Raw genomic sequence first — 25448 nt, 5'->3', positions numbered from 1 at the left:
GGCGGTGCCCGAAGCGACAGAGTCCGAGAGAGACTCGCCGCCCTGGCTGGTGCGCACCGAACGGCTCGTGCTGCGCGCCCCGACCACGCGGGACCTCGCGGCCTGTGTGGCGGTGCACTGCGATCCGGAGGCCCATCGGCACACTCCGCGCGGACCGCGCACCGAGAAACAGGCGGGTGAACTGCTCGACATGCTCCTGCGCGACTGGTCCGAACACGGAATCGGCTACTGGGTGATCGAGCACGAGGACGAGCTCATCGGTTTCGGCGGGATCCGGCACGCGTGCGAGGACGGGGAACCGGTACTCAACGTCTACTACCGGTTCCTGCCGAAGGCCTGGGGGAAAGGATTCGCGCAGGAGATGGCCGGGGCCGCGCTCGACTACGCGCGGCGCGCGCTTCCCATGGTGCCGCCCTCGATCGTCACCGATCCGGACAACGCCGCCGCACTACGGCTGGCGCACCGGCTGGGGTTCGCCGAGCACCGCAAGCGGATCCGGGACGGGCACCTGGAGGTCATCCTGCGGCCTGCCGGTACGCGGCGACCGTCTCCTCGGCACACCGGCGCCAGGTGAACCCGGCCGCGTGATTGCGCCGCGCCATCCAGGTCCCGGGTTCCGGTTCGGCATCCAGCACCTCGGCCAGCGCCGCGCCGAGCGCTTCCGGTTCGCCATAGGGCACCAGGGTGGCGTGCCCGCCCGCGACCTCGCGCAGTGCGGGCACATCGGTGCACACCACGGGTACATTGCAGGCCAGCGCTTCCAGCACGGGAAGGCCGAAGCCCTCATCGCGAGAGGGAAGCACCAGCGCCGCGGCACCGGCGACCACACTGCGCAGGTCCACATCGGACAGATATCCGGTGCGCAGCACCCGGCCCTCAGTACCCGCCCGGTGCGGACCGGCGAGCACCAGCGGGGGCAGCTCCGGACGTGCGGCATGCGCGGCGATCAGATGCTCGATTCCCTTACGTGGCCCGTGATCCCCGACGTGCAGCAGGTACTGGGCGGGCAGCGCGAGCTTGCCGCGCAGCACCTCGGTCGGCGGGCGCGCGGCGAACCAGGCCGGGTCCACGCCGAGCGGGGTCACCCGCACCCGGTCCTCGGGCACCCCGAGCCGTGCCACGACCTGCTCGGCGACCGCCTTCGTCGGGGTACACACCACCGCGGCCAGTTCGGCGCCCTTGCGCACGAGCGCGGGCAGTCGGGAGTCCGCGGGCGGCAGATCCTCGGGGTGATCGAGGAAGGCGAGGTCGTGCACGGTGAGCACGCCACCGGCGGCCAGCGAGCGGGGCAGCACGAAATTGGTCCCGTGCACCACATCGGTTGGCCCGGCGAACAGTTCGATCGGTGGCATCCGCCCGCGTTCCCAGCAGCGGCGCAGCAACCGCGCCGAGACCGGCATCCCGCGCGCGGTGACCTCGTGCGGCAGCGCCGAACGCAGCCTGCGCCAGCCGCGCAGGGTGAAGGCGACCGCGCGCACCCGGACATCCGAGCGCGAGGCCAGTTCCTCGGCCAGCGCCGCCGTGTAGTGCCCGACACCGGTGCGGTTGCCGAGCAACGGGGTGCCGTCGAGCAGGACCCGGACGCGATCAGCTGCCACGGCGGCTCCGAACGTTCGAGGCGAGTTTGCGCACCCGGCCACCGGCCCGCCTGCCGAGTTCGCGCACCCCGCCCGCGGCGAGGTATTCGCGCACCAGGCCGATGTCCCGGAGCACCCCCTGCGCGAGGGTCGCCCGCGCGGGTTCGGTCAGCGGTGCCGCACCGGCGAGCCGGTCCGCGGCGGGTCGCGGGTTGCGGCAGAACGCCAGCAGCGGGGCGAGGGCGTGTTCCCAGGTGAACCGTTCCCGGACGGCGGCGATATTGCGCACGCAGTCCTCGGCGAAGGATTCGTCGTAGAGCACCGAGGCCAGCGCCGCCGCGAGCGCCTCGGCGTCCTCGGCGGGAACCACGGAACCCAATCGCTCGGCACGGACCAGATCGGCGAAGGAGTCCCCGTCGGTGGTCACGATCGGCAGCCCGGACCACAGGTAGTCGAGCACTCTGGTGCGGAACGCGAATTCGGTTTCCACGTGCTGGAAATGCGTCGTGACCCCGGCATCCGCGTCGAGCAGCCAGTTCTGCCGCTCGGTGTAGGGCACCCAGCCCTCGTTGAAGAAGACGTGTTTCCCGGTGAGGCCGCGCGAACCGGCAAGCTGCCTGGTGCGCACCGCGATCTCCATGTCCGGGACATCCGGATTGGGGTGGCGCATGCCCAGGAACACCAGCCGCACATCGGGGTGGTCGGCACGCAGCCGGTCCACCGCCCGGATCAGGGTGAGCGGATCGAACCAGGAATAGACCCCGCCCGCCCACAGGATCACCTTGTCCCGCTCCCCGATCGCGGGAAAGGCGTCCCGGATTCCCGGGCCGTTCCGGTGTGGCTGCGCGGCGGGCAGCCCGAACGGAACCTCCGCGATCAGTGAGCGCATCGTCGGATCGGTGTCGTAGATCCCCGGGCCGATCCGGCCGAGCGCGGCGAGATGCCCCAGCCAGAAATGCCGCTGCCGTTCCGAGGCGCAGAGGAAGAAGTCCCCGCGGCGCAACTGGATGTTGAGCACCTCGGTCACCCCGGCCACATCCGCGCCGCGTTGCGCCTCCGGGGCCTGCTTGCTCTGTTCGAGCAGTTCCAGATGCATCGGATCGTAGACATCGCAGACCAGGATCTTGCGGGAGTCCATGCGCGCGAGTTCGGGCACCATCTGCAGGGTGTGCCCCTGCAGCACCACCACATCCGCCCAGTCCACGTGCGCGTGCAGTTCCTTCGGCGTGCACGCGTGCACCTCGAAGCTCGCGTCCGGGGGCGCGTTGTTCGGGTTCACCGACACCAGCCGGACCGTGTGCTCGACCGAGAGCACTTCCGCGGTGTGCCAGGCCCGGATCGCGGGACCGGCCATCCGCTCGGCGACCGCGTCCCCGGTGAGCACCGCGATCCGGCGTGGACGGCCGAACACCTCACCGATCCCGAAGACCTCGGTGAGAATGTCGTGCGCGGCGAGGTAGCGCGGCAAGGGATAGGCCGGCTCCAGCGCCTTGCGCATCAGGGTGACCAGATCGGCATCGGTGCGGGTGCGCTCGCGCTGCTCGAGTTCACGGGATTCGCGCAGCCGCGGCAGCAGCTCCACGAACTGGTCGATGGCGAACACCCCGGCCATCGTGGGGCGCGGCACCGAGAGCAGCGGGGCTTCCTCGCCCGCCCGGTTCATCTCCAGCTGCGTGGCATCGAGGTCACCGCGCGCGGTCGCCCGGCGCACCGCGAGCGCGAGCGCGGCGGGCAGCACCCTGGCCAGCGTCTCGTCCTCGAGGTTCTTGTACAGCGCGCACAGCGCGTTGCGCTCGAGCAGGTACAGCTCGCGTGCGGAGTCCTTGCCGTCCACATCGGAGACCGCGGCGTGGTGCCGGTGGTAGGCCACCGATCCGGGTTCGAAGCGGAACCGCCAGCCGCGGTTGTTCAGCCGCCAGCCGAGGTCCACGTCCTCGTAGAACATGAAGAACCGTTCGTCGAAACCCTCGAGCTCGGCGAACAGGCCCGCGCGCACGAACATCGCCGCCCCGGTGCCGAACAGCACATCGCGCGCGGTGTCCCGTTCCGGGGCGTCCGGCCGGCCGCCGCCGTGCGAGTACCCCATGCCGAACCAGGTGAGCCCGGCGTCGGTGAAGTCCACCCGCTCGCCGTCCCAGTCGAGCACCTTGCTCGCCACCGCGCCGATCCCCGGCTGGGTGGCGAGCACCTCGACCGCGGCGCTGACCCAGCGCGGATGCGGGCGGGCATCGGAGTTGAGGAACGCCAGCACCGAACCGTTCGCGCGCCGCGCGCCGAGATTGCAGCCGCCGGCGAACCCGGTGTTCTGCGGGGATTCGATGAGCGTCACCCGCTCGCCGAGCGCCGCGCGGATCCGTTCCGCACTGCCGTCCCCGGATGCGTTGTCCACGCAGATCAGCTCGAGCAGCTCGGCCGGGTAGTCCAGCTCGGCGGCGAGCGCGCGCAGACACGTGATGGTGTGCTCGGCGCCGCGATAGTTCACCACGACAACCGAGACGAGTGGCAGTACAGCGTCAGTCAATGCGATCCCCTCGGGCGTCCGCGCCGATCCTAGCCAAAGCACCGGAGCTCGCCGCGCGCCACACCCGGACCCGCCCGCGGCGCGCGATCCGGCCGACCGCCCTGCGCTCGGCGAGCAACCGCGGCGTGGCGAGCAGTAGTTCCCCGAGCACCCGCAGCCGCAGCCGCACCGCGAAGTTCGGGGTCACCGGGAGCCCGGGCTTGAGCAGCAGCAGGGCGAACTTCGCCAGCTGCGCGCCGACGACCGGGGCCGGGGCACAGCGGGCGAGCATGAACAGCCGGTTGCGCTCGTTCCAGTGGTGGAACCGCCAGGAACCCGGCCGGGTCGATGCGCCGTGCCGGTGCCGGGCACGCGCCCCGTTCGCGTGCCGGATCCCGTACCCGGCAAGGCGCAGCCGCCACGCCGTGTCGGTGTCCTCGTAGTAGCAGAAGAACTCCGCGGGCACCCCGCCGACCGCGCGCAGTGCCCCGGTGCGCAGCAGCACCGCACCACCGCAGAACCCGAACGGCTCCGCCGCCTCGGTGAGGTCCCGCCCGTACCCGTCCGGGTCCAGCGCCGTGCCCGCCGAGGTGACCGCTCCCCCGGCGTCCACGAGCACCGAAGAGACCGCGGCGGCATCGGGATGGGCGTCCAGTTCGTCCTCGAGCGCGGTGAGCCAGCCCGGTTCGGGGGCGGCGTCGTCGTTGAGCCAGGCGAGGTATTCGGTGCGCACCTGCCCGAGCGCGGCCGCGATCCCGCCGGCGTAGCCGGAGTTCACCGGCAGCCGCAGTACCTCCTGCCCGGCGAGCAGTTCCGCGGTGCCGTCGTCCGAGGCGTTGTCCACCACGAGCGTCCGATGTGGACGTTCCTGGGCGGCGAGGGCGGCCAGGCAGTCCCGGACGTGGTCGCGCCCGCGCCAGGTCACCACCACCACGGTCGTCCGGGTCCGCATAGGGTGCCATTGTGCCTGAGCTCGTCCTGCTTGCCGATCAGCTGCTCGCCCCGGTCCCCGGCGGCACCGGGCGCTACACGCGCGAGCTCGGGGCGGCACTGGCCGCGACGGCGCCACCCGGGTGGACGGTGCGCTCGGTGGTGCCGCGCTGCGCGGATCCCGCGGTGGCCGCGATCGAAGGGGTCGCGGGCCCGGGCATGCTCGCTTTGCCCCGCAGGGCCCTGATCGCGGCCTGGGAGCGGCGGATCCCGCTGTGGCCGGGCGGCGATTCGGTGCACGCCCCCACCCCGCTCGCCCCGCCCGCGCGACGCGGCAAGGGGCTGGTGGTGACGGTGCACGACACCGTCCCGTTCACCCATCCGGACACGCTGACCCCGCGCGGTGCGCGCTGGCATCGGAAGGCGATCGCGCAGGCGGCGCGCGCGGCGGACACGATCCTGGTGCCCACCGCCGCGGTCGGCGCGCAGCTGCGCCCGCGGATCGGCGGCGCACCGCTCACCGTGGTCGGCCACGGCAGGACCACGGCACTCGAGAAGCCACCCGAGGACGCCGGAGCCATCGCGGCGCGGTTGCGGCTGCCACCCGAATACCTGCTGATGATCGGCACCGTGGAACCGCGCAAGGGCGCCGAGGTGCTGCTGCGCGCGCTCGCCGAACCGGGTGCGCCCACGCTGCCGCTGGTGCTAGCCGGGCCCCGCGGCTGGGGGCAGGTCGAACCGGATCGGCTCGCCGCCGGGCTCGGGCTGCCCGCCCCGCTGGAACTCGGCGCGGTCACCGATGCCGAACTGGCCACCGTGCTGCACCGGGCCGCCGCCCTGGTGGCGCCGAGCCGTTCGGAGGGGTTCGGCCTCCCGGTGCTCGAGGCGATGGCCGCCGAGGTCCCCGTGGTGCATTCGAACGCGCCCGCCCTCGTCGAACTCGCGAACGGCACCGGGCTCGGTTTCCCGGTCGGCGATGCCCGCGCCCTGGCCGCCGTACTACGCGATGTGTTCGAGAACACGGCGGCCACCGCGGCCAGGGTCACCGCGGCCAGGGCCCGCGCGAAGGCGTTCACCTGGGCGGATTCCGCGGCACGGGTGTGGGCCGCGCACCTGGAGGCGCATCACGTTCGGTGCCCGCGGTGAGAGAATCTCGCCGTAGCCGACCACCGAGGGTTGTCCACGTCGTACCCTGCTGCACGTGACGGTGTCAGATCCACGTGTGCTCATCGACGCCACCGCGGTCCCCGCTGATCGAGGTGGCGTCGGCCGTTATGTGGATTCCCTCGTCGCCGCACTGGACGCGGACGGTGCCCGGCTCGCCGTCGTCTGCCAGCCGCGGGACACCGAGCTCTACGCCGGCCTCGCCCCGCACGCCGAGGTGGTCACCGCGGCCGAGTCGGTCGCGACGCGCACCGCCCGGCTGGTGTGGGAGCAGATGCAGCTGCCCAGGCTGGTGCGCTCGCTCGGCGCGGAGGTGCTGCACTCCCCGCACTACACGATGCCGCTGGCCAAACAGGCCGCCTCGGTGGTGACCATTCACGACGCGACCTTCTTCACCGGCGCCGCGATGCACTCCACGGTCAAGGCGATGTTCTTCCGCACCTGGACCCGCCGTTCGCTGGCCGCCGCCGAACTGTGCGTGGTGCCCTCGGAGGCGACGGCGAACGAGCTGGTCCAGGTCGCCGGGGCGAACCGGGAGATGCTGCCGGTGAGCCCGCACGGGGTGGACACCGCGACCTTCCACCCGCCGTCCCCGGAGGAGGTCGCCGAGGTCCGTGCGCTGCTCGATCTCGGGGACGCCGAGTTCATCGCGTTCCTCGGCGCGCTCGAACCGCGCAAGAACGTGCCCGCGCTCATCCGCGGGTTCACCGAGGCGAGCGCGCATCGCGCGGAACCGCCGGTGCTGGTGCTCGCCGGGCAGCCGGGGTGGGACGGACAGGTCGAGCGGGCGCTGGCCTCGGTGCCGCGGCGGCTGCGGGTCCTGCGCGCCGGTTACCTGCCGCTGGACCTGCTCTCCGGATTCCTCGGCGGGGCGGGCATCGTGGCCTATCCGAGTTTCGGTGAGGGCTTCGGTCTTCCCGTGCTCGAGGCGATGAGCTGCGGCGGCTGCGTGCTCACCACCGACCGGCTGGCGATCGGCGAGGTCGGCGGGGACGCGGTGCACTACCGGGGAGTCGGCGCCGGAGACATCGCGGCCGGCCTGGACGAGCTGCTCGACGATCCCTCCCAGCGCGCCCAGCTCGGTGCGGCCGCGCAGCGAAGAGCCAAGGAGTTCTCCTGGGCGACGGCGGCCGTGCAGCACCGCGAGGCCTACGCGCGCGCCGCCGCCCGCTACCGCCGACGGTGACCGGCGCACGGCTGCGCGACGAGTTCGGGCACAATAACCAGCCGTGAACGGCTCTCAGAGTACGTCTGAGAGCTCTCGTCCGTCGCGAGCGGGAGTCAGCGTGGATGCATCGCCAGGCGGAGGAATGAGCCGTAGCGGGGCTCTACGGCGATTGACGACAACGAAGCGAGGCGCCGCGCTGGCCCCGCGCAGTAGGACATGGAGTTCTCAGATGTGCTCTCGGTATCGCGACCAGTACGGCGAGGAACTCGCCGTTGTCACGGTGACCTACTCGCCGGGCGAAACCCTCGACGCGATGTGCGAATCGGTGAGCAAGGCGACCGAACGCGAAGTGCGGATCATCGTCGCGGACAACGGGTCCACCGACGGCGCACCGGAAAAGGTGGCCGCGGCGCGGGACAACGTGACGCTGGTGCCGACCGGGAGCAACCTCGGCTACGGCGGCGGAATGAACCGCGGAGTCGCCGAACTCGGCACGGAATACGGCTGGGTGGTCATCTGCAACGCCGACCTCTTCTTCGCCGAGGGCAGCATCGACGAACTGCTCGCCGCGACCGAGCGCTGGCCACGCGGCGGCGCCTTCGGCCCGCTGGTGCGCGAGGTGGACGGCAGCGTCTATCCCTCGGCCCGGCTGCAGCCCTCGCTGTGGCGTGGCACGCTGCACGCGGCGCTCGGCGCGGTGTGGCCGAGCAACCCCGCCAGCCGGGGTTACCGGCAATCCGACACGGCGGTGACCGAGCGGAACGCGGGGTGGCTTTCCGGTTCCTGCATGCTGCTGCGCCGCGAGGCGTTCGAGCAGATCGGCGGATTCGACACCCGGTATTTCATGTACTTCGAGGATGTGGATCTCGGCGACCGGCTCACCTGCGCGGGCTGGCTGAACGTCTACGTGCCCAGCGCGGAGATCACCCACATCGGCGGGCACTCCACCAAACAGGCATCGGCGCGCATGGTGCGGGCCCACCACGACAGCGCCTACCGCTACCTCGCCGACCGGCACCCCGGTCCGCGCTGGCTACCGCTGCGCCTGGTGATCAAGGCAGGACTCGCGGCCCGCGCGGCCCTGCAGATCCGCGCGGAACGATAACTCGTTCGAACAGCTGTCAGTCCAAACCGGAGAGACGGTCGGAAAGCGAGCGCGGCTTCTTCGGCTGCTGTGCCACGGTCGGGATGAGCCCGCCGAGGTCGGTGGTGGGCTCATCCTCGGCGACCCGCTGCTCGGCGCGCGGTGCCGCGGCCTGCGGGCGGTGCACAGGCTGGGTGGCGCCTTCGCGCACCGGCTGGGTGGTCTCCTCGCCCTCGTGCGGCGCACCCGGTGCGGGAATCGACTGGGTGTCCTGTTCCTCGACCCTGCGCTGTGCCTCTTCCACGACCGAACGGCGGATTCTGGAGGTCGCGGAGGCATCCATCGGGGAGGTGGCATTGATGGGGGTGACGACACCGCGCCGCAGAGCACTGGCGCGTTCGAGCACCGCATCCGCCCGATCGCGGGGGTCCATGGCGACCTCCCTTTTCACGCCGCGCATGCTGACGGCGATACGGTTGACTCCTCTGCACAAAGCGTATCGCCACCAGGGCCCGGTGTCAGGACAAGGAGCGGAATTCGGCATGTCGTCAGGGACAACCGTCAGTGACGTCGACGCGGTCGTGCTCGTCGGCGGCAAGGGCACCCGGTTGCGGCCGCTCACCCTCGCCACTCCGAAACCGATGCTGCCGACCGCGGGGGTGCCGTTCCTGCGCCATCTGCTCTCCCGCATCGCCGCGGCCGGGGTGCGCCACGTGGTGCTCGGCACCTCCTACAAGGCCGAGGTGTTCACCGAGTACTTCGGTGACGGCGAGGAACTGGGTATCGAGCTGGAGTACGTGGTCGAGTCCGAGCCGCTGGACACCGCGGGCGCCATCCGCAATGTCGCCGATCGCTTGCGGCACAAGGATGTGCTCGTGTTCAACGGGGACATCCTCTCCGGGGTGGATCCGCGCGCGGTACTCGCCACGCACCGGGAGAATTCCGCGGACGCGACACTGCATCTGGTGAAGGTGCACGATCCGCGCCCGTTCGGCTGTGTGCCCACCGACGACGAGGGCTGGGTGACCGCGTTCCTGGAGAAGTCCGCCGATCCGCCCACCGATCAGATCAACGCGGGCTGTTACGCGTTCCGCCGCGAGGTGATCGAGGACATCCCGGCGGGGCGGCGGGTCTCGGTGGAGCGCGAGACCTTTCCCGGGCTGCTCTCCTCGGGTGCCCGGGTGCACGGTCACGTGGATTCCTCCTACTGGCTGGATCTCGGTACGCCCTCGGCATTCGTGCAGGGCTCGGTGGACCTGGCGACCGGGCTCGCCCCGTCCGCCGCACTGCCCTCCGCACCCGGCGAGGCGATCCTGCTCGAGGACGCGGTGGTGTACGGCACGGTCACCGGTGGCTCCACGATCGGGGCACGCACCGAGATCGGCGCCGAAGCCCAGGTGACCGCTTCGGTGGTGTTCGACGACACCCAGGTCGGTGCCGGGGCGCTGGTGCGCCGTTCGGTGATCGGCGCGGGTGCGCGGATCGGCACCGGTGCGGTGCTCGACGGGGCGGTCATCGGGGACGGCGCCGAGGTGGGCCCGAACTGCGAACTGCTCTGCGGGGCGCGGGTGTGGCCGGGCGTGCATCTTCCGGAAACGGGGATCCGGTTCTCCAGTGACGAGTGAGCGCCGCTGGCGGCCGGGGTACCCGCTCGATGTGCACGCGGTGCTCGCCCCGCTGCGCAGGGGAGCCGGGGATCCGGCGTTCCGCACCGAACCGGCCGGGGAGGTGCTGCTGGCCCGCAACACCCCGCACGGCCCGGCACTGCAACGGATCGCGCAGGCCGGTGGCGAGGTCGCGGTACGGGCGAGCGGGCCGGGCGCGGACTGGTGCCTGGAGACGGTGCCCGCGCTGCTCGGCGCGGGCGATGACGATTCGGCGTTCACCGCGCACCACGGTCCGGTCGCCGAGGCGCGGAAACGGTTGCCCGGGCTGCGGCTCGGCGCCACCGGGCACCTCTGGGATGTGCTGCTCGCCGCGATCCTCGAGCAGCTGGTGACCGGGTACGAGGCGCGCCGTTCCTGGCGGGAGCTCGCCCGCGGGCACGGCACCCCGCTCGGCGAGCGGATGCACACTGCCCCCGCCCCGGCCACCGTGCGCGGGCTGCGCGACTGGGAATGGCACCGCTGCGGGGTGGACGGGGCGCGACGCCGCGCCATCCAGCGCGCGGCCGTGGTCGCCGACCGGCTGGAGCAGGCGGTGCGGTTGCGCGGCGCCCCCGGGAGGGCGCTGTTGTGCAAGGTTCCCGGGATCGGAGTGTGGACCGCGGCCGAGGTCGCCCAGCGTGCCTGGGGCGATCCGGACGCGGTGAGCTTCGGGGACTTCCACATTCCGAACGTGATCGGGCACGCCCTGCTCGGGCACGATCTGGACGACGACGGCCTCGCCGAGCTGCTCGAACCGTATGCCCCGCAGCGCCATCGGGTGGTGCGCTACCTCGAGGCCGCCGGGTGGCGACGCCCCCGCTTCGGTCCGCGCAGTCCGGCGCGCAACTACCGTGATCGCTGATGGACATCGAATACCGGTGGCGGGACACGGTCACCGGACCCGAGCTCGTGGAACTGACCCTCGCGCACGGCGGGAACGCCGAAACCGGCTGGTGGGAGCGGATCCGCCCGCACAGCCTCGGCTGGGTGAGCGGGCGTACCGGGCCGGGCCGCCTCGTCGGTTTCGTGAACGTGGCCTGGGACGGCGGTGATCACGCCTTCCTGCTGGACACCAAGACCCATCCGGAGCACCAGCATCGGGGGATCGGCACCGCGCTGTGCGGGCACGCGGCCCAGGGCGCGCACCGGGCCGGCTGCACGTGGCTGCACGTGGACTTCCGCGCCGAACTCGGCTCGTTCTACTTCGACTCCTGCGGGTTCACCCCGACGAGCGCGGGGCTGATCGATCTGACCCAGTTCCGGGTGTGAGTTCCGCGCAAAGCACAATGGGCCGGATGGAGGAACAAACCGAGCACGTCGCGTTCGATGAGATCGGCGAGCGCTACGACGAAGCATTCACCCAGCGCTCGGCTCAGATCGCGGCGGGGGCCTGGCTCACCGACCGCACTGGTCCTCGCTCCCGGGTGCTCGACCTCGGCTGCGGCAGCGGTTGGCCGACCGCGCAGCAGCTCGCCGAGGGTGGACTGGACATCGTCGGCGTGGACACCTCCGCACGCATGCTGGAGAAGGCCCGCGAACGGGTGCCCTCCGGCGAGTTCGTCCACGCCGATATGCGCGAACTGCCCGAGGACATCGGCCGTTTCGACGCGGTGACCGCCTTCTTCTCCCTGCTCATGCTGCCGCGCGCGGACATCGACCGGGTGCTGGCCACGGTGCGCTCGCTGCTGCACCCGGGCGCCCCGTTCGCGCTCGGCATGGTGGACGGCGACCTGGACGACGCCCCCGGCGAGTTCTTCGGGGTCCAGGTCCGGTTCAGCGCCTACCCCGAGGACGAACTGATCGCCGTGGTGCGCCGAGCCGGGTTCACCGTGGAAACCGTGCAGCGCCAGGAGATCGAGCTCAGCCCCGGCGAGTTCGAGGACCAGCTGTATCTGTACGCGGTGGCCGAATGACCCACGTCTGCTTCGTGTGCACCGGCAACATCTGCCGGTCCCCGATGGCCGAGTCGGTGCTGCGCGCGAAGCTCGCCGAGGAGGGCATCGAGGGCGTCACGGTCAGCAGCGCGGGTATCGGGCCCTGGCACGCGGGTGAGCCGATGGACGAACGGGCCGCGGCCGTGCTCGCCGAGGCCGGATACGACGACGAGCACCGGGCGGCTCAGGTCAACCCGAACCACATCGAGGCCGATCTCCTGCTCGCCATGGATTCCGGGCACCGCCGCGCGCTGCTGCGGGCCACCGATCCGGGGCGGGTGCGGCTGTTCCGCAGCTTCGACCCGCTTGCCGGGGAAACCGCCGCCGAGGTGCCCGATCCCTACTACGGCGGCGAGCACGGATTCACCGAACTGCTCGCGTGCATCGAGCGCTGCATGCCAGGCTTGCTGGAGTGGATCAGGACGGCGTGAACATCCAGGCCCTGCTCGGTGAGCGCTACGCGAACGGGCGCGGGGCCGGCGAGCTGCGGCTTCCCGATGGCCGGCTCGCGGTCGCGAAACGGGCGCACGCGCGCGGGGCGAGCCTGGTCGAGGCTGCCGGGCTGGACTGGCTGCGTTCCTCCGGAACGGTCCGGGTGCCCGAGGTGTACGCGGCCGACGAACAGTGGCTGCTCACCGAGCGGATCACGGCGGGTTCGGCGGGTGCGCCCGCCGAGTTCGGCGCGGCACTGGCCGGGCTGCACGCCAGCGGGGCGCCCGCGTTCGGAGCCGTGGCCAGTGCGCAGGAACTCGGTGGGTGGGTCGGCACCGCCCCGCTGCCGCTCGCGGAATCCGATTCCTGGGCGCGGTGGTACGCCGAGCACCGGGTGCTGTTCTACCTGCGCATGGCCGCGGACCAGGGCAGCATCGATGCCGAGGGCGCCCGGCTGATCGAACGGGTGACCGAGCGGCTTCCCGAACTCGGCGGCCCGCCCGAACCGCCCGCCCGGTTGCACGGGGACCTGTGGAACGGCAATGTGCTCTGGGACGGCGCCGGGCAGGCCTGGCTGATCGACCCGAGCGCGCACGGCGGGCACCGGGAAACCGACCTGGCGATGCTCGCCCTGTTCGGCTGCCCGCGGTTGCCCGAGATCCTGGACGGGTACACCGATCGGTGGCCGCTCGCGGACGGCTGGCGCGAGCGGATCCCGCTGCACCAGTTGTTCCCGCTGCTCGTGCACACCGTGCTGTTCGGCGGTGGGTACGCCGGATCGGCCCGCAGGGCGGCACTGGCCGCACTGCGAATCGGCTGAGGGGCTACCGTGAAAGGGTGCGGTTGCGGTTTCTGCTTCGCCCCGGATGGCTGGCCACGGTACTCGGCGTACTCGTGTTCGCCGGCGCGTGCTTCTGGATCCTCTCCCCGTGGCAGTTCGGCCGCAATTCCGAGCGCGAACAGCAGAACGCCGCCATCACCAGGGCTCTCGATTCCGATCCGGTCGCGCTGAGCTCGCTGCACGGGGACCCGCAGAGCAATGCCTGGCGCGCGGTCACCGTGCGCGGGCACTACCTGCCCGGTGAAGAGGTACTGGCCAGGCTGCGTTCGGTGGACGGGGATCCCGCCTACGAGGTGCTCACCCCGTTCCGCCCGGACGGCGGCGCCCCGCTGCTGATCAACCGCGGCTACGTCAAGCAGGAGAACGGCAAACCCCCGGCCTATCCCGCCGCACCCGGTGGCGCGGTCACGGTCACCGCGCGGGTGCATCCGGACGAGACCGGGGAACGCAGCGGGCAGACCATGCGCGCGGACGGGCGCACCCAGGTCTACGCGGTCAACTCGGGCACCGTCGGCAAGACCACCGGGGTCGCACTGCGCTCCGGTTCCTATACCCTCACCGAGGACCAGCCGGGTGTGCTCGGCGTGATACCGCTCCCCCAGCGCGATTCCGGGCCGTTCCTCTCCTACGCCCTGCAGTGGATCGCGTTCGGCGCGATGGCCCTGTGCGGGCTCGGCTACTTCACCTGGCGCGAGCTCAAACCGGGCGGCGCGCTCTCCCCGGAGCGGCGGGCCCAGCGCGCTCAGGACGGTCAGCGCGGCCGCCCGCACGGGCGCAAGGCGGTGGCCGCCGCCATCGCCGAGGAGGAACGGGCCGAGGAGCTGTCCTCGCGCTGATTCAGTGGGCGCGCCTGCCCACGGCGAGCCCCAGCAGCCCGCACAGCGCGGCGGCGGCCCAGCCGGTCACCCTGGACAGTTCCACCGCGCGGGTCACGTGCCCGGCATCCGGGTTGCGGCCGTCCCCGAGCACCGGGCGGTCCTCCACGCCGTGCCGGTACACGGTTCGCCCGCCGAGCCGAATCTGCAGCGCCCCGGCGAAGGCGGCCTCGACCTGGCCCGCGTTCGGGCTCGGATGCGCGCCCGCGTCCAGGCGCCAGGCGCGCAACGCCGAAGCCGAGGAGCCGCCGACCACCGGCGCGCAGAACGCGGTCAGCGCGGCGGCGAGCCGGGCCGGGATCAGGTTCGCCACATCGTCGGCGCGCGCGGCGACCATGCCGAACCGCCGGTAGCGCTCGCTGCGGTGCCCGATCATCGCGTCCAGGGTGTTCACCGCGCGGTAGGCGAGCAGCCCGGGGATCCCGGCGACCGCGCCCCAGAACAGTGGGGCGACCACGGCATCGGAGGTGTTCTCCGCGACGGATTCCACGGTGGCACGGGCGAGCTCGGTGCCGTCGAGCAGCTCCGGATCGCGTCCGCACAGGTGCGGCAGCCGGGCGCGGGCGGCCTCGATCTCCCCCGCGTCGAGCGAGCGGCCCATGGCGGTGCCCTCGGCGGCGAGCGTGGAACCGCCGACCGTGGCCCAGGTGGCCGCCGCGGTGCCGAGCACGCGCAGCAGCGGGTGCCGCTTGCCCAGTCGTTCGGTGAGCAGGCCGATACCGGCGGCACCGCCGAGGAGCACGAGCGTGTGCGCCGCGCCGGGAAGCACGCTGTCCCGGTAGGTCAGCCGCTCGGTCTTCGCCGCGGCCGTACCGAACAGCGCGACCGGATGGCCGCGCCGCGGATCCGCGAGCACCTCGTCCACGGCGACGCCGAGCACGATCCCGAACGCACGCGCCATGCTCACAGCAAATCCTCGCCTCGTCTAGCCGCAACCCTGGTCGCGCGCAGCCTACCGGGAGATGATCAGCACCGGCCCGGCGCTCTCGGTGTGAAAGTTAACAACCATGCTGCGAAATGCTCAGGGCACCGGAACCCGGATCACGTCGGTGTGTTCCCCGAGCGCATCCAGGATCGCCTCGTCCACCTCGCCCGCGATGAGCACGTGGTCGAAGTCCACGACCGGGGTGAACCGGTGCAGGGCGGTCCTTCCCACCTTGCTCCCGTCCATGAGCAGGATCCTCAGCGAGGCCGATGCCATGAGCGCGCGCTTGACCAGGACGATCTCCTGCTCCTGGTGGAAGGTCATCGACTCGGTCATCGCGGAGGTGGACTGGAACATCACGTCCAGGGAAAGCCGCCCGATCGCCTCCTGACAGGACAGCCCGATGAACGAGTCGTGGGTGCGCGAGTACTCCCCGCCGAGCCCGAGCAGCCGCACATCCTCGGCCTCGCGGAACACCTCGATCGCGCGCAGATAGTTCGTGGCGACGGTGAGCGGGCCGACGTCCACGAGCAGCCTGGCGAGCGCGAGCACGGTCGTGGAATCGTCCAGGATCACCGACATTCCCGGGTGCACGAACCGCAGCGCGGCCTTGGCGAGCGCCTCCTTCTCCTGGACCGCTGCGTGCATCCGGAAATCCGAACTGCTCTCGAAAACCGTGGAGGGCTGCGCGGAGACCCCGCCGTGGTACTTGCGCAGCACCCCGCGCACGACGAGCTCGTCGATATCGCGGTGCACCGTCATCAGGCTCACCGCGGTGAGCCCGGCCAGATCCGCGGCGGAGGCGAACCCGTTGGTGACGACGTGGTCCACGATGGTGCGCTGGCGCGACTGCCGTGCCGTCTGGCGTGACTTCCCACTCATGCGGCCATCGTGCACCATCCGGGCGCCGACATCCGTCATAACCGGGATTATTAACATCTAAAACGTGACTATTAACGTCGGCAGAGTTATATTCGACGTGCCGGGTAGGGTCGGATTTGACCGGAGGAGTACATGTCCAACGCCAGTCCCCCGTCGGCCGCGACGGCGGTCGTCTTCGACATGGACGGGGTGATCGTGGAGAGCGAACACCTCTGGGAAGAACTGTGGACGGCGTTCGCCGCCGAGCGCGGGGCGGACTGGGGAAGCGAACAGACCAGGGCGGTGCAGGGCATGAGCGCCCCGGAATGGGCGCGCTACCTCGCCGACTTCGCCGGAACAGGGGAATCCGCGGAGGCCACCGAGAAAGCCGTGGTCGACGGCATGGTCCGGGCACTCGGGCAGGGCCGGATCGATCCGCTCGACGGGGCACCCGAGATGGTGCGCGAGGTCAGCGCCAGTGTCCCGATCGCGATGGCCTCCTCCGCGCCGCGCCGGGTGATCGACGCGGTGCTCGCACACCACGGCCTGCTCGCGCACTTCACCGCGACCGTGTCCAGCGCCGAGGTGCCGCGCGGGAAACCGAACCCGGACGTCTACCTGGCCGCGGCGCGCAGACTCGGCGCGGATCCGGAGCGCTGCCTCGCGGTCGAGGACTCCAGCAACGGGCTGCGCGCCGCCGCCGCCGCGGGCATGCGCGTGGTCGCGCTGCCCAATCCCACCTATCCACCGGCCGCGGACGCGCTGGACAAAGCGGTGTTCGCCGCGAAGGACCTCTATCAGGTGCGCGATTACCTGGTGCGCGGGCTGAGCACGAAGGAGAACCGCTGATGGCCAAGATCCTCGCCGCGGGTGACGGGTTCGTCGCCCCGGAACTGTTCGTCGACGCGCTGCGCCACGAACAGACACTGGGCGGCGAACAGACCGGGACCGAACTGGAGTTCCGCACCCTGCGCGCACCGTGGCCGCACGAACCGTTCGGCACGATCGGCACCGTGGACGAGGCCAGCGGATCCGAGCCGGAACTGATCGCCGCGCTCGACGGGGTCTCGGTCACGCTGACCCAGATGGCCCCGTTCACCGATACGGTGCTCGCCGCCGCACCGGAGCTGAAGTTCATCGGCGTGTGCCGGGGTGGTCCGGTGAACGTGGACCTCCCCGCGGCCACTGCCCGCGGGGTGCTCGTCGGGTTCGCCCCCGGCCGCAATGCCGCGGCCGCCGCGGAGTTCGCGATCGGGCTAATGCTCGCCGCGCTGCGCCGGATCCCGGCCGGCGACGGGGAACTCAAGCAGGGCACCTGGCGCGGGGACTACTACGCCTACCCGAACGCGGGCATCGAACTGGACCGGACCACGGTCGGCCTCGTCGGCTACGGCGCGATCGGGCGCATCGTGGCGCGGGTGCTGCGGGCCTTCGGATCCCGGGTGCTCGTCGCGGATCCGTACGCGGACGCGGCAGCGCTGCACACGGACGGCGTCGAGCTGGTGGACCTGGAAACCTTGCTGCGCAACAGTTCCGTGCTGAGCCTGCACGCACGGCTCACCGAGGAGACCCGGCATCTGATCGGGCGCGAGCAGCTCGAGCTGCTCCCCGAGGGCGCGGTGCTGGTGAACTCGGCGCGCGGTGGACTACTGGACTACGAACCGCTCCCCAGCCTGCTGCACAGCGGGAAACTCGGTGCGCTCGCCCTGGATGTGTACGACATCGAGCCGCCGCCCGCCGACTGGCCGCTGTACTCGGCGCCGAACGTGATCACCACGCCGCACCTGGCCGGGGCCACGCGGCAGACCGCCCACCGGGCCGCGCACATCGTCGCGCGCGACGCGGCCCGCTTCCTGCGTGGCGAGCGTCCTGAGCACCTCGCCAATCCGGATGTGCTCGCCCGATGAGGGTTCGCGGCAAGGAGGCTGCGCGATGATCCTCGGCGTCGACATCGGAACGTCCATGACGAAGGCGTTCCTGCTTGACCGCGCGGGGAAAGCGGTTGTCACGCACACCAAACCCAGCACGCTGAACGTGCTGGAACACGGGCATGTGGAGCAGGATTTCGAGGAGGTACTGACCAGTGCGGTCGAGGTGATCCGGGCGACCGCGGCCGAGGCGCCCGCTCCGGTCACCGCGCTCGCACTCACCGGTCAGGGCGACGGGCTCTGGCTGCGCGACGCCGATGGCGCCGCGGTCGGGCCCGCGATCTCCTGGCTGGACGGGCGGGCGAACCCGACCCTGGAACGCTGGCGCGCGGACGGCACGGTGCGCGCGGTGCACCGGCTGACCGGTTCCGGGATGTTCCCGGGCAGCGCGGGACCGCTGCTGGCCCATCTCGCCAAGCACGAACCCGAACGCCTCGAGCGCGCCGCCGTCGCCGGGTACTGCCTCGACTGGGTGGTGCAGCGGCTGACCGGAGCGGTGACCGTGGACGCCTCCGATGCCTCGCTGCCGTTCCTGCACGTGCCGAGCCGCTCCTACTCCGCCGAGGCCATCGAGGCGTGCGGGCTCGGCGACTACCGGCGGCTGCTGATCGATCCCGCCCCGCGCGGCACCCTGTTCTCGCTGACCAGGGAAGCGGCCACGGCGCTCGGGCTGCCCTCGGGGCTCCCGGTCTCCGCCGGTCCGTTCGACCTGCCGGCCTGCTCGCTCGGCGCCGGGGTGAACGCGCCGGGCGACGGGACCATCGTGGTCGGCACCACGCTCGGCGCCGAGGTATTGACCGACCGGGTGGACCTCGATCCCGAGAGCGAACCCGCGGGCATGTGGATCGCGCTGCCGAGCCAGCCGAACGACGGGCAGTATCTGCGCGCGATGCCCTCCATGGTCGGCACCGCGAGCCTGGACTGGGTGCTGCGGATGGTCGGCGCGGACACCGGCGAACTCGACGCGCTGCTGGAGGCCAGCCCATCGGGAGCGAACGGGGTCTCGGCGCTGTCCTTCCTCTCCCCCGCGGGCGAACGCGCCCCGTTCGTGGCTCCCGCGGCACGCGGCCAGTTCACCGGGCTGCGCATCGACACCAGCCGCGCGGATCTGGTGCGCGCGCTGTGCGAGGGTCTCGCCTACGCGGCACGGCACAGCATCGAGGCGGCCGGGCTCACCGGGGAACTGTCCGCCTGTGGCGGCGGGATGCGCTCGCGGGCCTGGCGGCAGATCTTCGTGGACGTGCTCGGCAGGGATGTGCACATCCCCAACGAGGCCGGGGTCGGCGCCCGGGGTGCCGCGCTCACCGCATGGGACAGTGTCGGTGCACCGGTCGATCGGGAGATCTGGCGCGCCGACCGTACGGTGATCCGCCCGGACGAGCGGGCGATGACGTTCTACGAAAAGGGTTTCCGGCACTACCTGGACAGCGTCGAACACGCCCGGCCCACCTGGAAGGAGTCCTGAATGGACACGAGCGAACACATCGTCGCGGTGTGTCTGCGGATGCTCGAGGAGCGACTGGTCATCGGCACCTCGGGCAATGTCTCGGTGCGCGAGGGCGAGCGCATCCACATCACCCCGACCGGAGTGGACTACCGGAGCCTGAAACCCGAGGATATTCCGGTGGTGGACCCGCAAGGCGTGCAGCTGCAGGGAAAGCTCGCGCCCACCAGTGAACTTCCGCTGCATCTCGCGGTGTACGCGGCGCGCCCGGACGCCTCGGCGATCGTGCACACGCACGCCCTGCACGCCACCGCGGTGTCCACGCTGTGCGAGACGGTGCCCGCGATCCACTACATGCTCGCCACCAGCGGGACCCCGGTGCGGGTGGCCGAGTACGCGACCTACGGCACCGATGAGCTCGCCCGCAACGCGGTGCGCGCGCTCGAGGGTTCGAGTTCCGTGCTGCTGCGCAATCACGGCACCCTGAGCCTGGCCGGGGACCTGGAATCGGCCGTCGGCAAGGCGAGCACCCTGGAATGGTGCGCCCAGCTGTGGCTCACCGCGAAGGCCGCCGGTGAGCCGAATCTGCTCGAGGACAAGGAAATGACCGCCGTGGCCGAGAAGATCCGCGGCTACGGACAGCCAAAGGAGGCTTTGTGAGCGAGCTTGCGAGCGAACGAGAAAGCACGGCACTCATAGGCATGACGGCGACGAGCGCCAGCGAGGAGACAGCATGACTCGGTTGTACGACGATCCGGCGCGGTTCGCCGAGGACATGGTGCGCGGATTCGCCGAGGCGAACGCGAAATACGTGCGGCAGGTCCCCGGTGGCGTGGTGCGCGCGCAGCCCGGTGCCGACGGCAAGGTCGCGGTCATCACCGGCGGCGGTTCCGGGCACTACCCCGCGTTCTGCGGCGTGGTCGGTCCCGGTTTCGCCGACGGTTCGGTGATCGGCAACATCTTCACCTCGCCGTCCGCGGAACAGGCCTACTCGGTCGCACTGGAGGCCGAGTGCGGTGGCGGGGTGCTGTTCGCCTTCGGCAACTACGCGGGCGACAACATGAACTTCGGGCTCGCCGTGCAACGCCTGCAGGCCGAGGGGATCCCGGCGGCGAACATCGTGATCACCGACGACATCGCCAGCGCCCCGGCCGCCGAGCAGGAGAAGCGGCGCGGGATCGCGGGCGGGTTCACCGTGTTCAAACTGGCCAGCGGGGCGGCCGAGGCAGGGTACTCCTTCGACGAGGTGCGCCGGGTCGCCGAGACCACCAATGCCCGCACCCGCAGCCTCGGGGTGGCCTTCGACGGATGCACGATGCCCGGCCAGCAGGAGCCGCTGTTCACCGTTCCGGACGGGAAAATGGGTGTGGGTCTCGGAATCCACGGCGAGCCGGGCATTTCCGAGACGGAGCTGCCCTCAGCGAGCGAACTGGCGGAGCGGCTCGTGGAAGGGGTGCTCGCGGAAGCCCCGCAGGGCGCGGGAAACCGGATCGCGGTACTGCTGAACGGCTTGGGGCGCACCAAATACGAGGAACTGTTCGTGCTGTGGTCCCGGATGACCCCGCTGTTCGCCGAGGCCGGACTGGAGCTGGTGGAGCCGGAGGTCGGCGAACTGGTCACCAGCCTGGACATGGCGGGCTGCTCGCTCACCGTGACCTGGCTGGACGAGGAACTCGAACGGTTCTGGTCCACCGGAGTGGACACCCCGGCCTACCGCAAGGGGGTCGCGGTCGCCGCCTCATCGGGGACCCACACGCACCGGCACGCGGCCGCCCGCAAAACCGAGCTCGCGGTGGCCCCGGAGGCCGGGCAGCGCTGTGCGGGCACCGTGTCCGCCGCACTCGGTGCCCTCTCCGCCGCCATCGTGCAGGCCAGCGAGGAACTGGGCAGGCTGGACGCGATCGCCGGGGACGGGGACCACGGCCGGGGTATGAGCAAGGGCGCCACCGCGGCGGACCAGGCCGCGCGCCGCACCGCGCAGGCACAGGCCGGTCCCGCGGATGTGCTTGCCGCGGCCGGGGACGCCTGGGCCGCGGACGCGGGCGGGACATCCGGGGTGCTGTGGGGCGCCGCGCTGCGCGCCTTCGGCACCGCGCTGCCCGCGGACCGCGCGGCGAGCACCGCCGATGTGGCCGCGGGAGCGGAAAAGGCGCTGGAAACACTCGTCAGCCTCGGCAAGGCCGAGCTCGGGGACAAGACGATGCTGGACGCCGTCGACCCGTTCGTCACCGCGCTGCGCGAGGCGAGCGGGGACGACCTCGCGACGGCGTGGCGGAAGGCGGCGCAGGCGGCCACCGAGGCCGGTACCGCGACCGCCTCGCTGTCCCCGAAGGTGGGCAGGGCGCGCCCGCTCGCCGAACGCAGTGTCGGAACCCCGGACCCTGGGGCGGTTTCATTCGCGATCGCGGTCACCGCGATCGCGGAAGTATTGGAGGAGAACGCATGACGGACAAGGCTTGGCGGATCGTCGTCGGCGGGGATGACGCCGGATTCGGACTCAAGGAGACGCTCAAGGCCGATTTCGCGGCCGATCCCCGGGTCGCCGAGGTGACCGATGTCGGGGTGGCCGCCGAGGAACACACCGACTACCCGCACATCGGGGTGGCCGCCGCCCGCCTGGTCGCCGAAGGGAAGGCCGACCGCGCACTGCTGGTCTGCGGCACCGGGCTCGGAGTGGCGATCAGCGCGAACAAGGTGCCCGGGATCCGCGCGGTCACCGCACACGACTCCTACTCGGTACAGCGTTCGGTGCTGTCCAACAACGCCCAGGTGCTCTGCTTCGGGCAGCGGGTCATCGGGGTGGAACTGGCCAGGATGCTGGCCGGCCAGTGGCTGGACTACACCTTCGACGAGACCTCGAATTCGGCCGAGAAGGTCGCCGCCATCGATTCCTACGATCTCGGCGACTCGTGATCTGGCTCGGTGTCGACCTCGGTACGCAGAGCGCGCGAGCGGTCGCCGTGGACGAGGACGGCACCCAGCTCGCGGTCGGCTCGGCCCCGTTGCACGGCGAGCGCGAAGGGGCCCGCCACGTGCAGGATCCCGCGCACTGGCGCGCGGGAGCGCGCACCGCGCTGCGGGCGCTCGCCGGGGAACTGAGCCCGGCGCAGCGCTCGGCGGTCGGCGGGATCGCGGTGGACAGCACCTCCGGTACGTTCACGATCCTCGGCGCGGACGGGGATCCGCGCAGCCCCGGCCTGATGTACGACGACAACCGCGCGGCCGACCGGGTCGGCGCGGTGCGTGAGGCGGGATCGGCGCTGTGGGAGAAACTCGGCTACACCGCGAGCCCGAGCTGGGCGCTCACGAAACTGTCCGGGATGGCACTCACCGATCCGGATCTCCTTGCCACACGGGGAAACCGGCTCGCCCATCAGGCCGATGTGGTCACCGGGATGCTCACCGGGAATCCGTGGGTGGCCACGGATTCCAGCCATGCCTTGAAATCCGGTTTCGACATCGTGCACCTGAGCTGGCCGCACACGCTGTTCGACCGGCTCGGCATCCCGGAAGCCGTACTGCCCGATGTGGTCACCCCGGGAACCCGGATCGGCGAACTGTGCGCGGGCGAAGCAGATGAAATCGGCCTGCCGCAGGGGATTCCGGTGTTCGCCGGGATGACCGACGGCTGCGCGGCACAGCTCGGCTCCGGAGCGCTGGCCCCCGGGGACTGGAACAGCGTGCTCGGCACCACCCTGGTACTCAAGGGCGTCAGCACCGAACTGCGCGGCGAGCCGACCGGTGCCGTCTATTCGCACCGCGGGCCGGAACCGGGAACCTGGCTGCCCGGCGGGGCGAGCGGGGCCGGGGCCGGTGTGCTCAGCGAACTGTTCGCCGGTGCGGAGCTGAATTCCCTGACCGCGCAAGCGGAATCGGCCGAACCACTGGATTGTTATCCGCTCGCCGCACCGGGCGAGCGGTTCCCGTTCATCGCCCCCGAGGCGTACGGCTTCCTCGGTGACCGGTCGCTCGACGCACAGGCGGTCACCGAGTTCGGTGCGGCCCGGGTGTTCTCCTCGGTGCTGCACGCGGTCGCCTTCGCCGAACGGCTGTGTTTCGAACTGCTCGCCATCGCGGGCTTCCCGGTACACGGCCGGATACGGATCGGTGGTGGTGGCACGAAGAACGAGTGGTGGAACCAGTTGCGCGCCGATGTGCTCGGGCGCGGGCTCGAACGCACGGTCAACACCGAGACCGGGGCCGGTATGGCGGTGCTCGCGGCCTGGGCCGCCGGGGACCGTGGCCTCGCCGAGGTGGCCGAGACCATGAGCGGGGTGGCCCGCGTCTACGAACCCGGCGGCGACCGTCATGATGATCAGTACGCGGCATTCCGCGCGGCACTGCAGAACCGAGGATGGCTCCGATCATGACCACGTTCACCTTCGTACGGCACGGGGAAACCGTGTGGCACAAGGAAAACCGCTACGCGGGCGGCACCGATGTCGACCTGACCGAGCTCGGCGAATCGCAGGCCGAGAAGCTGGCCGCCTGGTCCGCGAGCGCCGGGTTGGACGCGATCGTGGTCACCGACCTGCGACGCTCCCAGTTGACCGCGGCACCTTCGGTCGAGGCGACCGGGCTGGTGCCGCGTGTCGAACCGCGGCTGCGGGAGATCTCCTTCGGCTCCGGCGAAGGCCTGACCAAGGCGGAGATGCTCGAGCGGTTTCCCGAGGATGTGCGCCGGTTCCATGCCGCGCCCTCGACGAATCCGCTGCCCGGCGGGGAACCCGGCGCCCGGGTGATCGCCCGGGCCCTGCCCGCGATCCGCGAACTGGTGCACGAATTCCCGGACGGGCACCTGCTCGTCGTCGGACACTCCACCACGAATCGCCTGCTGCTGTGCGAATTCCTCGGCATCGCCCCGGACCGCTACCGCGAGCTGTTCCCCGAGATGCGCAACGTGGCCCGCACGACCCTGCGTGTCAGCCGGGACTCGATCGCGCTGATCGAGTTCAACGCAGAGGTGTGATCCGCCCGCCGACCGCCGAGCGGATCCTCGTGTACGGGGTGACCGGCAGCGGGAAAAGCGCCACCGCGAGCCGTATCGCCGCGGCGACCGGTCTTCCGTTCATCCCGGCCGATGAGCTGGCCTGGCGGCCCGGCTGGGTCCAGCTGGATCAGCAGACCCAGCGCAAGCACATCCACGCCGCGGTCAGCGCGGACTCCTGGGTGATCGACAATGCCTACGGGAAATGGGCGGATATCGTACTCGACCGCGTGGACCTGATCGTCTGCCTGGACTTTCCGCGGCTGGTCTCCCTGGGGCGGCTGGTGCGCAGAACGGCGCGCCGCATCCGCACCAGGGAGCTCGTCTGCAATCAGAACATCGAGACGATCGGCACCACGCTGCGCCCGGACTCGATCCTGGTCTGGCATTTCCGCTCGTTTCGCCGCAAACGCCGCCGGATGCGCACCTGGGCCGCCGCGCAGGACGGTCCCGAGGTGCTGCTGTTCCGTTCCACCCGCGAACTCGAGGCCTGGCTCAGACGGTGGTGACGACGTCCTCATAGGACAGTCGCGGCAGGCGGCCGAACCAGGCGTTCTCCCCCGGCTTGCCGATGTTGATCGCGACCAGCGGGTGGTGGGCCCCGCCGGGGAAGAACTCCTCGGCGATTCCGGCCCCGTCGAATCCGGTCATCGGGCCCGCGGCGAGCCCGGCGGCACGCACTCCGATGATGAAGTAGGCCACCTGCAGGGAGGCGTTCAGCTTCGCGTTGGTGTGCCGGAATTCTTCGTTGTCCGCGAACAGGTTCTTGGCGCCCGGGTTGTGCGGGAAGACCTCGGGCAGCCGCTCGTGGAATTCGGTGTCCGCGGCCAGCAGCGCGGTCAGCGGCGCGCGCTCGGTCTTGGCCCGGTTGCCCTCCATCAGATGCGGCAACAGGCGCTGCCTGGCTTCCTCGCTGCGCACCAGCACCACGCGCAGTGGCTGCTGGTTCATCGAGGTCGGGCCCCACTTGACGAGGTCGTAGATCGCGCGCAGCTGCTCCTCGCTCACCGGCTCTTCGGTGAACGTGTTCGCCGTGCGTGCCTCACGGAACAGCAGGTCCTGGACCTCGGCGGGGATCGAGAGCAGCTCGGTTGCGGTCGTCATCGGGTGTCTCCTTCTCACTCGGCTTGCCCACCCGTACAACGTAGTTGA

At 71.2% G+C, this 25448-nt stretch carries 27 protein-coding genes; 20 read left to right on the top strand and 7 right to left on the bottom strand.

What is annotated here, in order from left to right:
* Positions 1 to 4 precede the first annotated feature (4 nt).
* On the top strand, positions 5 to 574 hold the full coding sequence (locus A37U_RS42895; protein WP_205622888.1) for a GNAT family N-acetyltransferase: 570 nt from the start codon (positions 5 to 7) through the stop codon (positions 572 to 574).
* Here the strand turns inward: A37U_RS42895 and A37U_RS0108995 are convergent.
* From A37U_RS0108995 to A37U_RS42890, 3 genes are read right to left on the bottom strand one after another with little or no spacing between them, the layout of a single operon-like run.
* On the bottom strand, positions 516 to 1598 hold the full coding sequence (locus A37U_RS0108995) for a glycosyltransferase family 4 protein (RefSeq protein WP_020496298.1): 1083 nt from the start codon (positions 1596 to 1598) through the stop codon (positions 516 to 518). The two genes, A37U_RS42895 and A37U_RS0108995, sit on opposite strands and share 59 nt — an antisense overlap.
* The gene (locus A37U_RS0108990) at positions 1588 to 4104 is read right to left on the bottom strand and encodes a glycosyltransferase (protein WP_420806229.1); all 2517 of its coding nucleotides are present in this window, start codon (positions 4102 to 4104) and stop codon (positions 1588 to 1590) included. The genes A37U_RS0108995 and A37U_RS0108990 overlap by 11 nt, the downstream gene beginning before the upstream one ends.
* The gene (locus A37U_RS42890) at positions 4091 to 5029 is read right to left on the bottom strand and encodes a glycosyltransferase family 2 protein (protein WP_020496296.1); all 939 of its coding nucleotides are present in this window, start codon (positions 5027 to 5029) and stop codon (positions 4091 to 4093) included. The genes A37U_RS0108990 and A37U_RS42890 overlap by 14 nt, the downstream gene beginning before the upstream one ends.
* Positions 5030 to 5040: 11 nt before the next feature.
* Between A37U_RS42890 and A37U_RS0108980 the strand changes: the two genes are divergently transcribed.
* The 3 genes from A37U_RS0108980 (at position 5041) to A37U_RS0108970 (ending at position 8444) form a co-directional block, all read left to right on the top strand.
* Positions 5041 to 6153: a glycosyltransferase family 4 protein gene (locus tag A37U_RS0108980; RefSeq protein WP_020496295.1), complete on the top strand. Its 1113-nt coding sequence runs from the start codon at positions 5041 to 5043 to the stop codon at positions 6151 to 6153.
* Between the two features lie 76 nt (positions 6154 to 6229).
* On the top strand, positions 6230 to 7357 hold the full coding sequence (locus A37U_RS0108975; RefSeq protein ID WP_026197012.1) for a glycosyltransferase family 4 protein: 1128 nt from the start codon (positions 6230 to 6232) through the stop codon (positions 7355 to 7357).
* Between the two features lie 211 nt (positions 7358 to 7568).
* Positions 7569 to 8444, top strand: coding sequence for a glycosyltransferase family 2 protein (locus tag A37U_RS0108970; protein ID WP_020496293.1), 876 nt, complete (start codon positions 7569 to 7571; stop codon positions 8442 to 8444).
* Positions 8445 to 8460: 16 nt separating this feature from the next.
* Here the strand turns inward: A37U_RS0108970 and A37U_RS0108965 are convergent, their stop codons facing one another.
* A complete protein-coding gene (locus tag A37U_RS0108965; protein ID WP_026197011.1) occupies positions 8461 to 8856 on the bottom strand; it encodes a hypothetical protein in 396 nt (131 codons plus the stop codon).
* A gap of 109 nt (positions 8857 to 8965) precedes the next feature.
* Between A37U_RS0108965 and manB the strand changes: the two genes are divergently transcribed.
* Genes manB through A37U_RS0108930 form a run of 7 tightly spaced genes read left to right on the top strand, consistent with a single transcriptional unit; the run spans position 8966 to position 14112 of the window.
* Positions 8966 to 10048, top strand: coding sequence for a mannose-1-phosphate guanylyltransferase (gene manB / locus A37U_RS0108960; RefSeq protein ID WP_020496291.1), 1083 nt, complete (start codon positions 8966 to 8968; stop codon positions 10046 to 10048).
* Positions 10038 to 10931: a DNA-3-methyladenine glycosylase family protein gene (locus tag A37U_RS0108955; protein WP_020496290.1), complete on the top strand. Its 894-nt coding sequence runs from the start codon at positions 10038 to 10040 to the stop codon at positions 10929 to 10931. Before manB ends, A37U_RS0108955 begins: the two co-directional genes overlap by 11 nt.
* Positions 10931 to 11338, top strand: coding sequence for a GNAT family N-acetyltransferase (locus A37U_RS0108950; RefSeq protein ID WP_020496289.1), 408 nt, complete (start codon positions 10931 to 10933; stop codon positions 11336 to 11338). The genes A37U_RS0108955 and A37U_RS0108950 overlap by 1 nt, the downstream gene beginning before the upstream one ends.
* A 26-nt stretch (positions 11339 to 11364) precedes the next feature.
* Positions 11365 to 11982: a class I SAM-dependent DNA methyltransferase gene (locus A37U_RS0108945; RefSeq protein ID WP_157182699.1), complete on the top strand. Its 618-nt coding sequence runs from the start codon at positions 11365 to 11367 to the stop codon at positions 11980 to 11982.
* Positions 11979 to 12434, top strand: a complete 456-nt coding sequence (locus A37U_RS0108940; protein ID WP_020496287.1) for a low molecular weight protein-tyrosine-phosphatase — start codon at positions 11979 to 11981, stop codon at positions 12432 to 12434. The genes A37U_RS0108945 and A37U_RS0108940 overlap by 4 nt, the downstream gene beginning before the upstream one ends.
* Positions 12416 to 13255, top strand: a complete 840-nt coding sequence (locus A37U_RS0108935; protein ID WP_020496286.1) for a fructosamine kinase family protein — start codon at positions 12416 to 12418, stop codon at positions 13253 to 13255. Before A37U_RS0108940 ends, A37U_RS0108935 begins: the two co-directional genes overlap by 19 nt.
* 17 nt (positions 13256 to 13272) lie before the next feature.
* On the top strand, positions 13273 to 14112 hold the full coding sequence (locus A37U_RS0108930; protein ID WP_020496285.1) for an SURF1 family cytochrome oxidase biogenesis protein: 840 nt from the start codon (positions 13273 to 13275) through the stop codon (positions 14110 to 14112).
* Between the two features lies 1 nt (position 14113).
* Here the strand turns inward: A37U_RS0108930 and A37U_RS0108925 are convergent, their stop codons facing one another.
* A complete protein-coding gene (locus A37U_RS0108925; protein ID WP_020496284.1) occupies positions 14114 to 15052 on the bottom strand; it encodes a cobalamin biosynthesis protein in 939 nt (312 codons plus the stop codon).
* A 120-nt stretch (positions 15053 to 15172) separates the two neighbouring features.
* Positions 15173 to 15958 carry a DeoR/GlpR family DNA-binding transcription regulator gene (locus A37U_RS0108920; RefSeq protein ID WP_026197009.1) on the bottom strand — a complete coding sequence of 262 codons (786 nt, stop codon included), beginning with the start codon at positions 15956 to 15958 and terminating at the stop codon, positions 15173 to 15175.
* A gap of 132 nt (positions 15959 to 16090) precedes the next feature.
* Between A37U_RS0108920 and A37U_RS0108915 the strand changes: the two genes are divergently transcribed.
* From A37U_RS0108915 to A37U_RS0108875, 9 genes are all read left to right on the top strand, one after another.
* On the top strand, positions 16091 to 16786 hold the full coding sequence (locus tag A37U_RS0108915; protein ID WP_020496282.1) for an HAD family hydrolase: 696 nt from the start codon (positions 16091 to 16093) through the stop codon (positions 16784 to 16786).
* Positions 16786 to 17844: a 2-hydroxyacid dehydrogenase gene (locus A37U_RS0108910; protein ID WP_020496281.1), complete on the top strand. Its 1059-nt coding sequence runs from the start codon at positions 16786 to 16788 to the stop codon at positions 17842 to 17844. The genes A37U_RS0108915 and A37U_RS0108910 overlap by 1 nt, the downstream gene beginning before the upstream one ends.
* 25 nt (positions 17845 to 17869) lie before the next feature.
* Complete coding sequence (locus A37U_RS0108905) at positions 17870 to 19330, top strand: FGGY-family carbohydrate kinase (RefSeq protein WP_020496280.1); 1461 nt, start codon at positions 17870 to 17872, stop codon at positions 19328 to 19330.
* Complete coding sequence (locus A37U_RS0108900; protein WP_020496279.1) at positions 19331 to 19969, top strand: class II aldolase/adducin family protein; 639 nt, start codon at positions 19331 to 19333, stop codon at positions 19967 to 19969.
* Positions 19970 to 20042: 73 nt separating this feature from the next.
* Positions 20043 to 21755 carry a dihydroxyacetone kinase family protein gene (locus A37U_RS0108895; protein ID WP_020496278.1) on the top strand — a complete coding sequence of 571 codons (1713 nt, stop codon included), beginning with the start codon at positions 20043 to 20045 and terminating at the stop codon, positions 21753 to 21755.
* On the top strand, positions 21752 to 22222 hold the full coding sequence (locus A37U_RS0108890) for a ribose-5-phosphate isomerase (protein WP_020496277.1): 471 nt from the start codon (positions 21752 to 21754) through the stop codon (positions 22220 to 22222). Before A37U_RS0108895 ends, A37U_RS0108890 begins: the two co-directional genes overlap by 4 nt.
* Complete coding sequence (locus A37U_RS42885) at positions 22219 to 23679, top strand: FGGY-family carbohydrate kinase (RefSeq protein WP_020496276.1); 1461 nt, start codon at positions 22219 to 22221, stop codon at positions 23677 to 23679. Before A37U_RS0108890 ends, A37U_RS42885 begins: the two co-directional genes overlap by 4 nt.
* Positions 23676 to 24278 carry a histidine phosphatase family protein gene (locus A37U_RS0108880; RefSeq protein WP_020496275.1) on the top strand — a complete coding sequence of 201 codons (603 nt, stop codon included), beginning with the start codon at positions 23676 to 23678 and terminating at the stop codon, positions 24276 to 24278. The genes A37U_RS42885 and A37U_RS0108880 overlap by 4 nt, the downstream gene beginning before the upstream one ends.
* A complete protein-coding gene (locus A37U_RS0108875) occupies positions 24275 to 24805 on the top strand; it encodes a P-loop NTPase family protein (protein WP_020496274.1) in 531 nt (176 codons plus the stop codon). Before A37U_RS0108880 ends, A37U_RS0108875 begins: the two co-directional genes overlap by 4 nt.
* On the opposite strand, the gene A37U_RS0108870 is transcribed toward A37U_RS0108875, so the two are convergent.
* Entirely contained in the window at positions 24792 to 25400 is a 609-nt protein-coding gene (locus A37U_RS0108870; RefSeq protein WP_020496273.1) for a malonic semialdehyde reductase, read from the bottom strand. The genes A37U_RS0108875 and A37U_RS0108870 overlap by 14 nt on opposite strands.
* Between the last annotated feature and the right edge of the window lie 48 nt (positions 25401 to 25448).

The sequence above is a fragment of the Sciscionella marina DSM 45152 genome (genome assembly GCF_000379465.1).
Taxonomy (GTDB): domain Bacteria; phylum Actinomycetota; class Actinomycetes; order Mycobacteriales; family Pseudonocardiaceae; genus Sciscionella; species Sciscionella marina.
The sequence above is the reverse complement of the archived record's forward strand: the minus strand, read 5'-3'. Positions and strand labels throughout refer to the sequence as shown.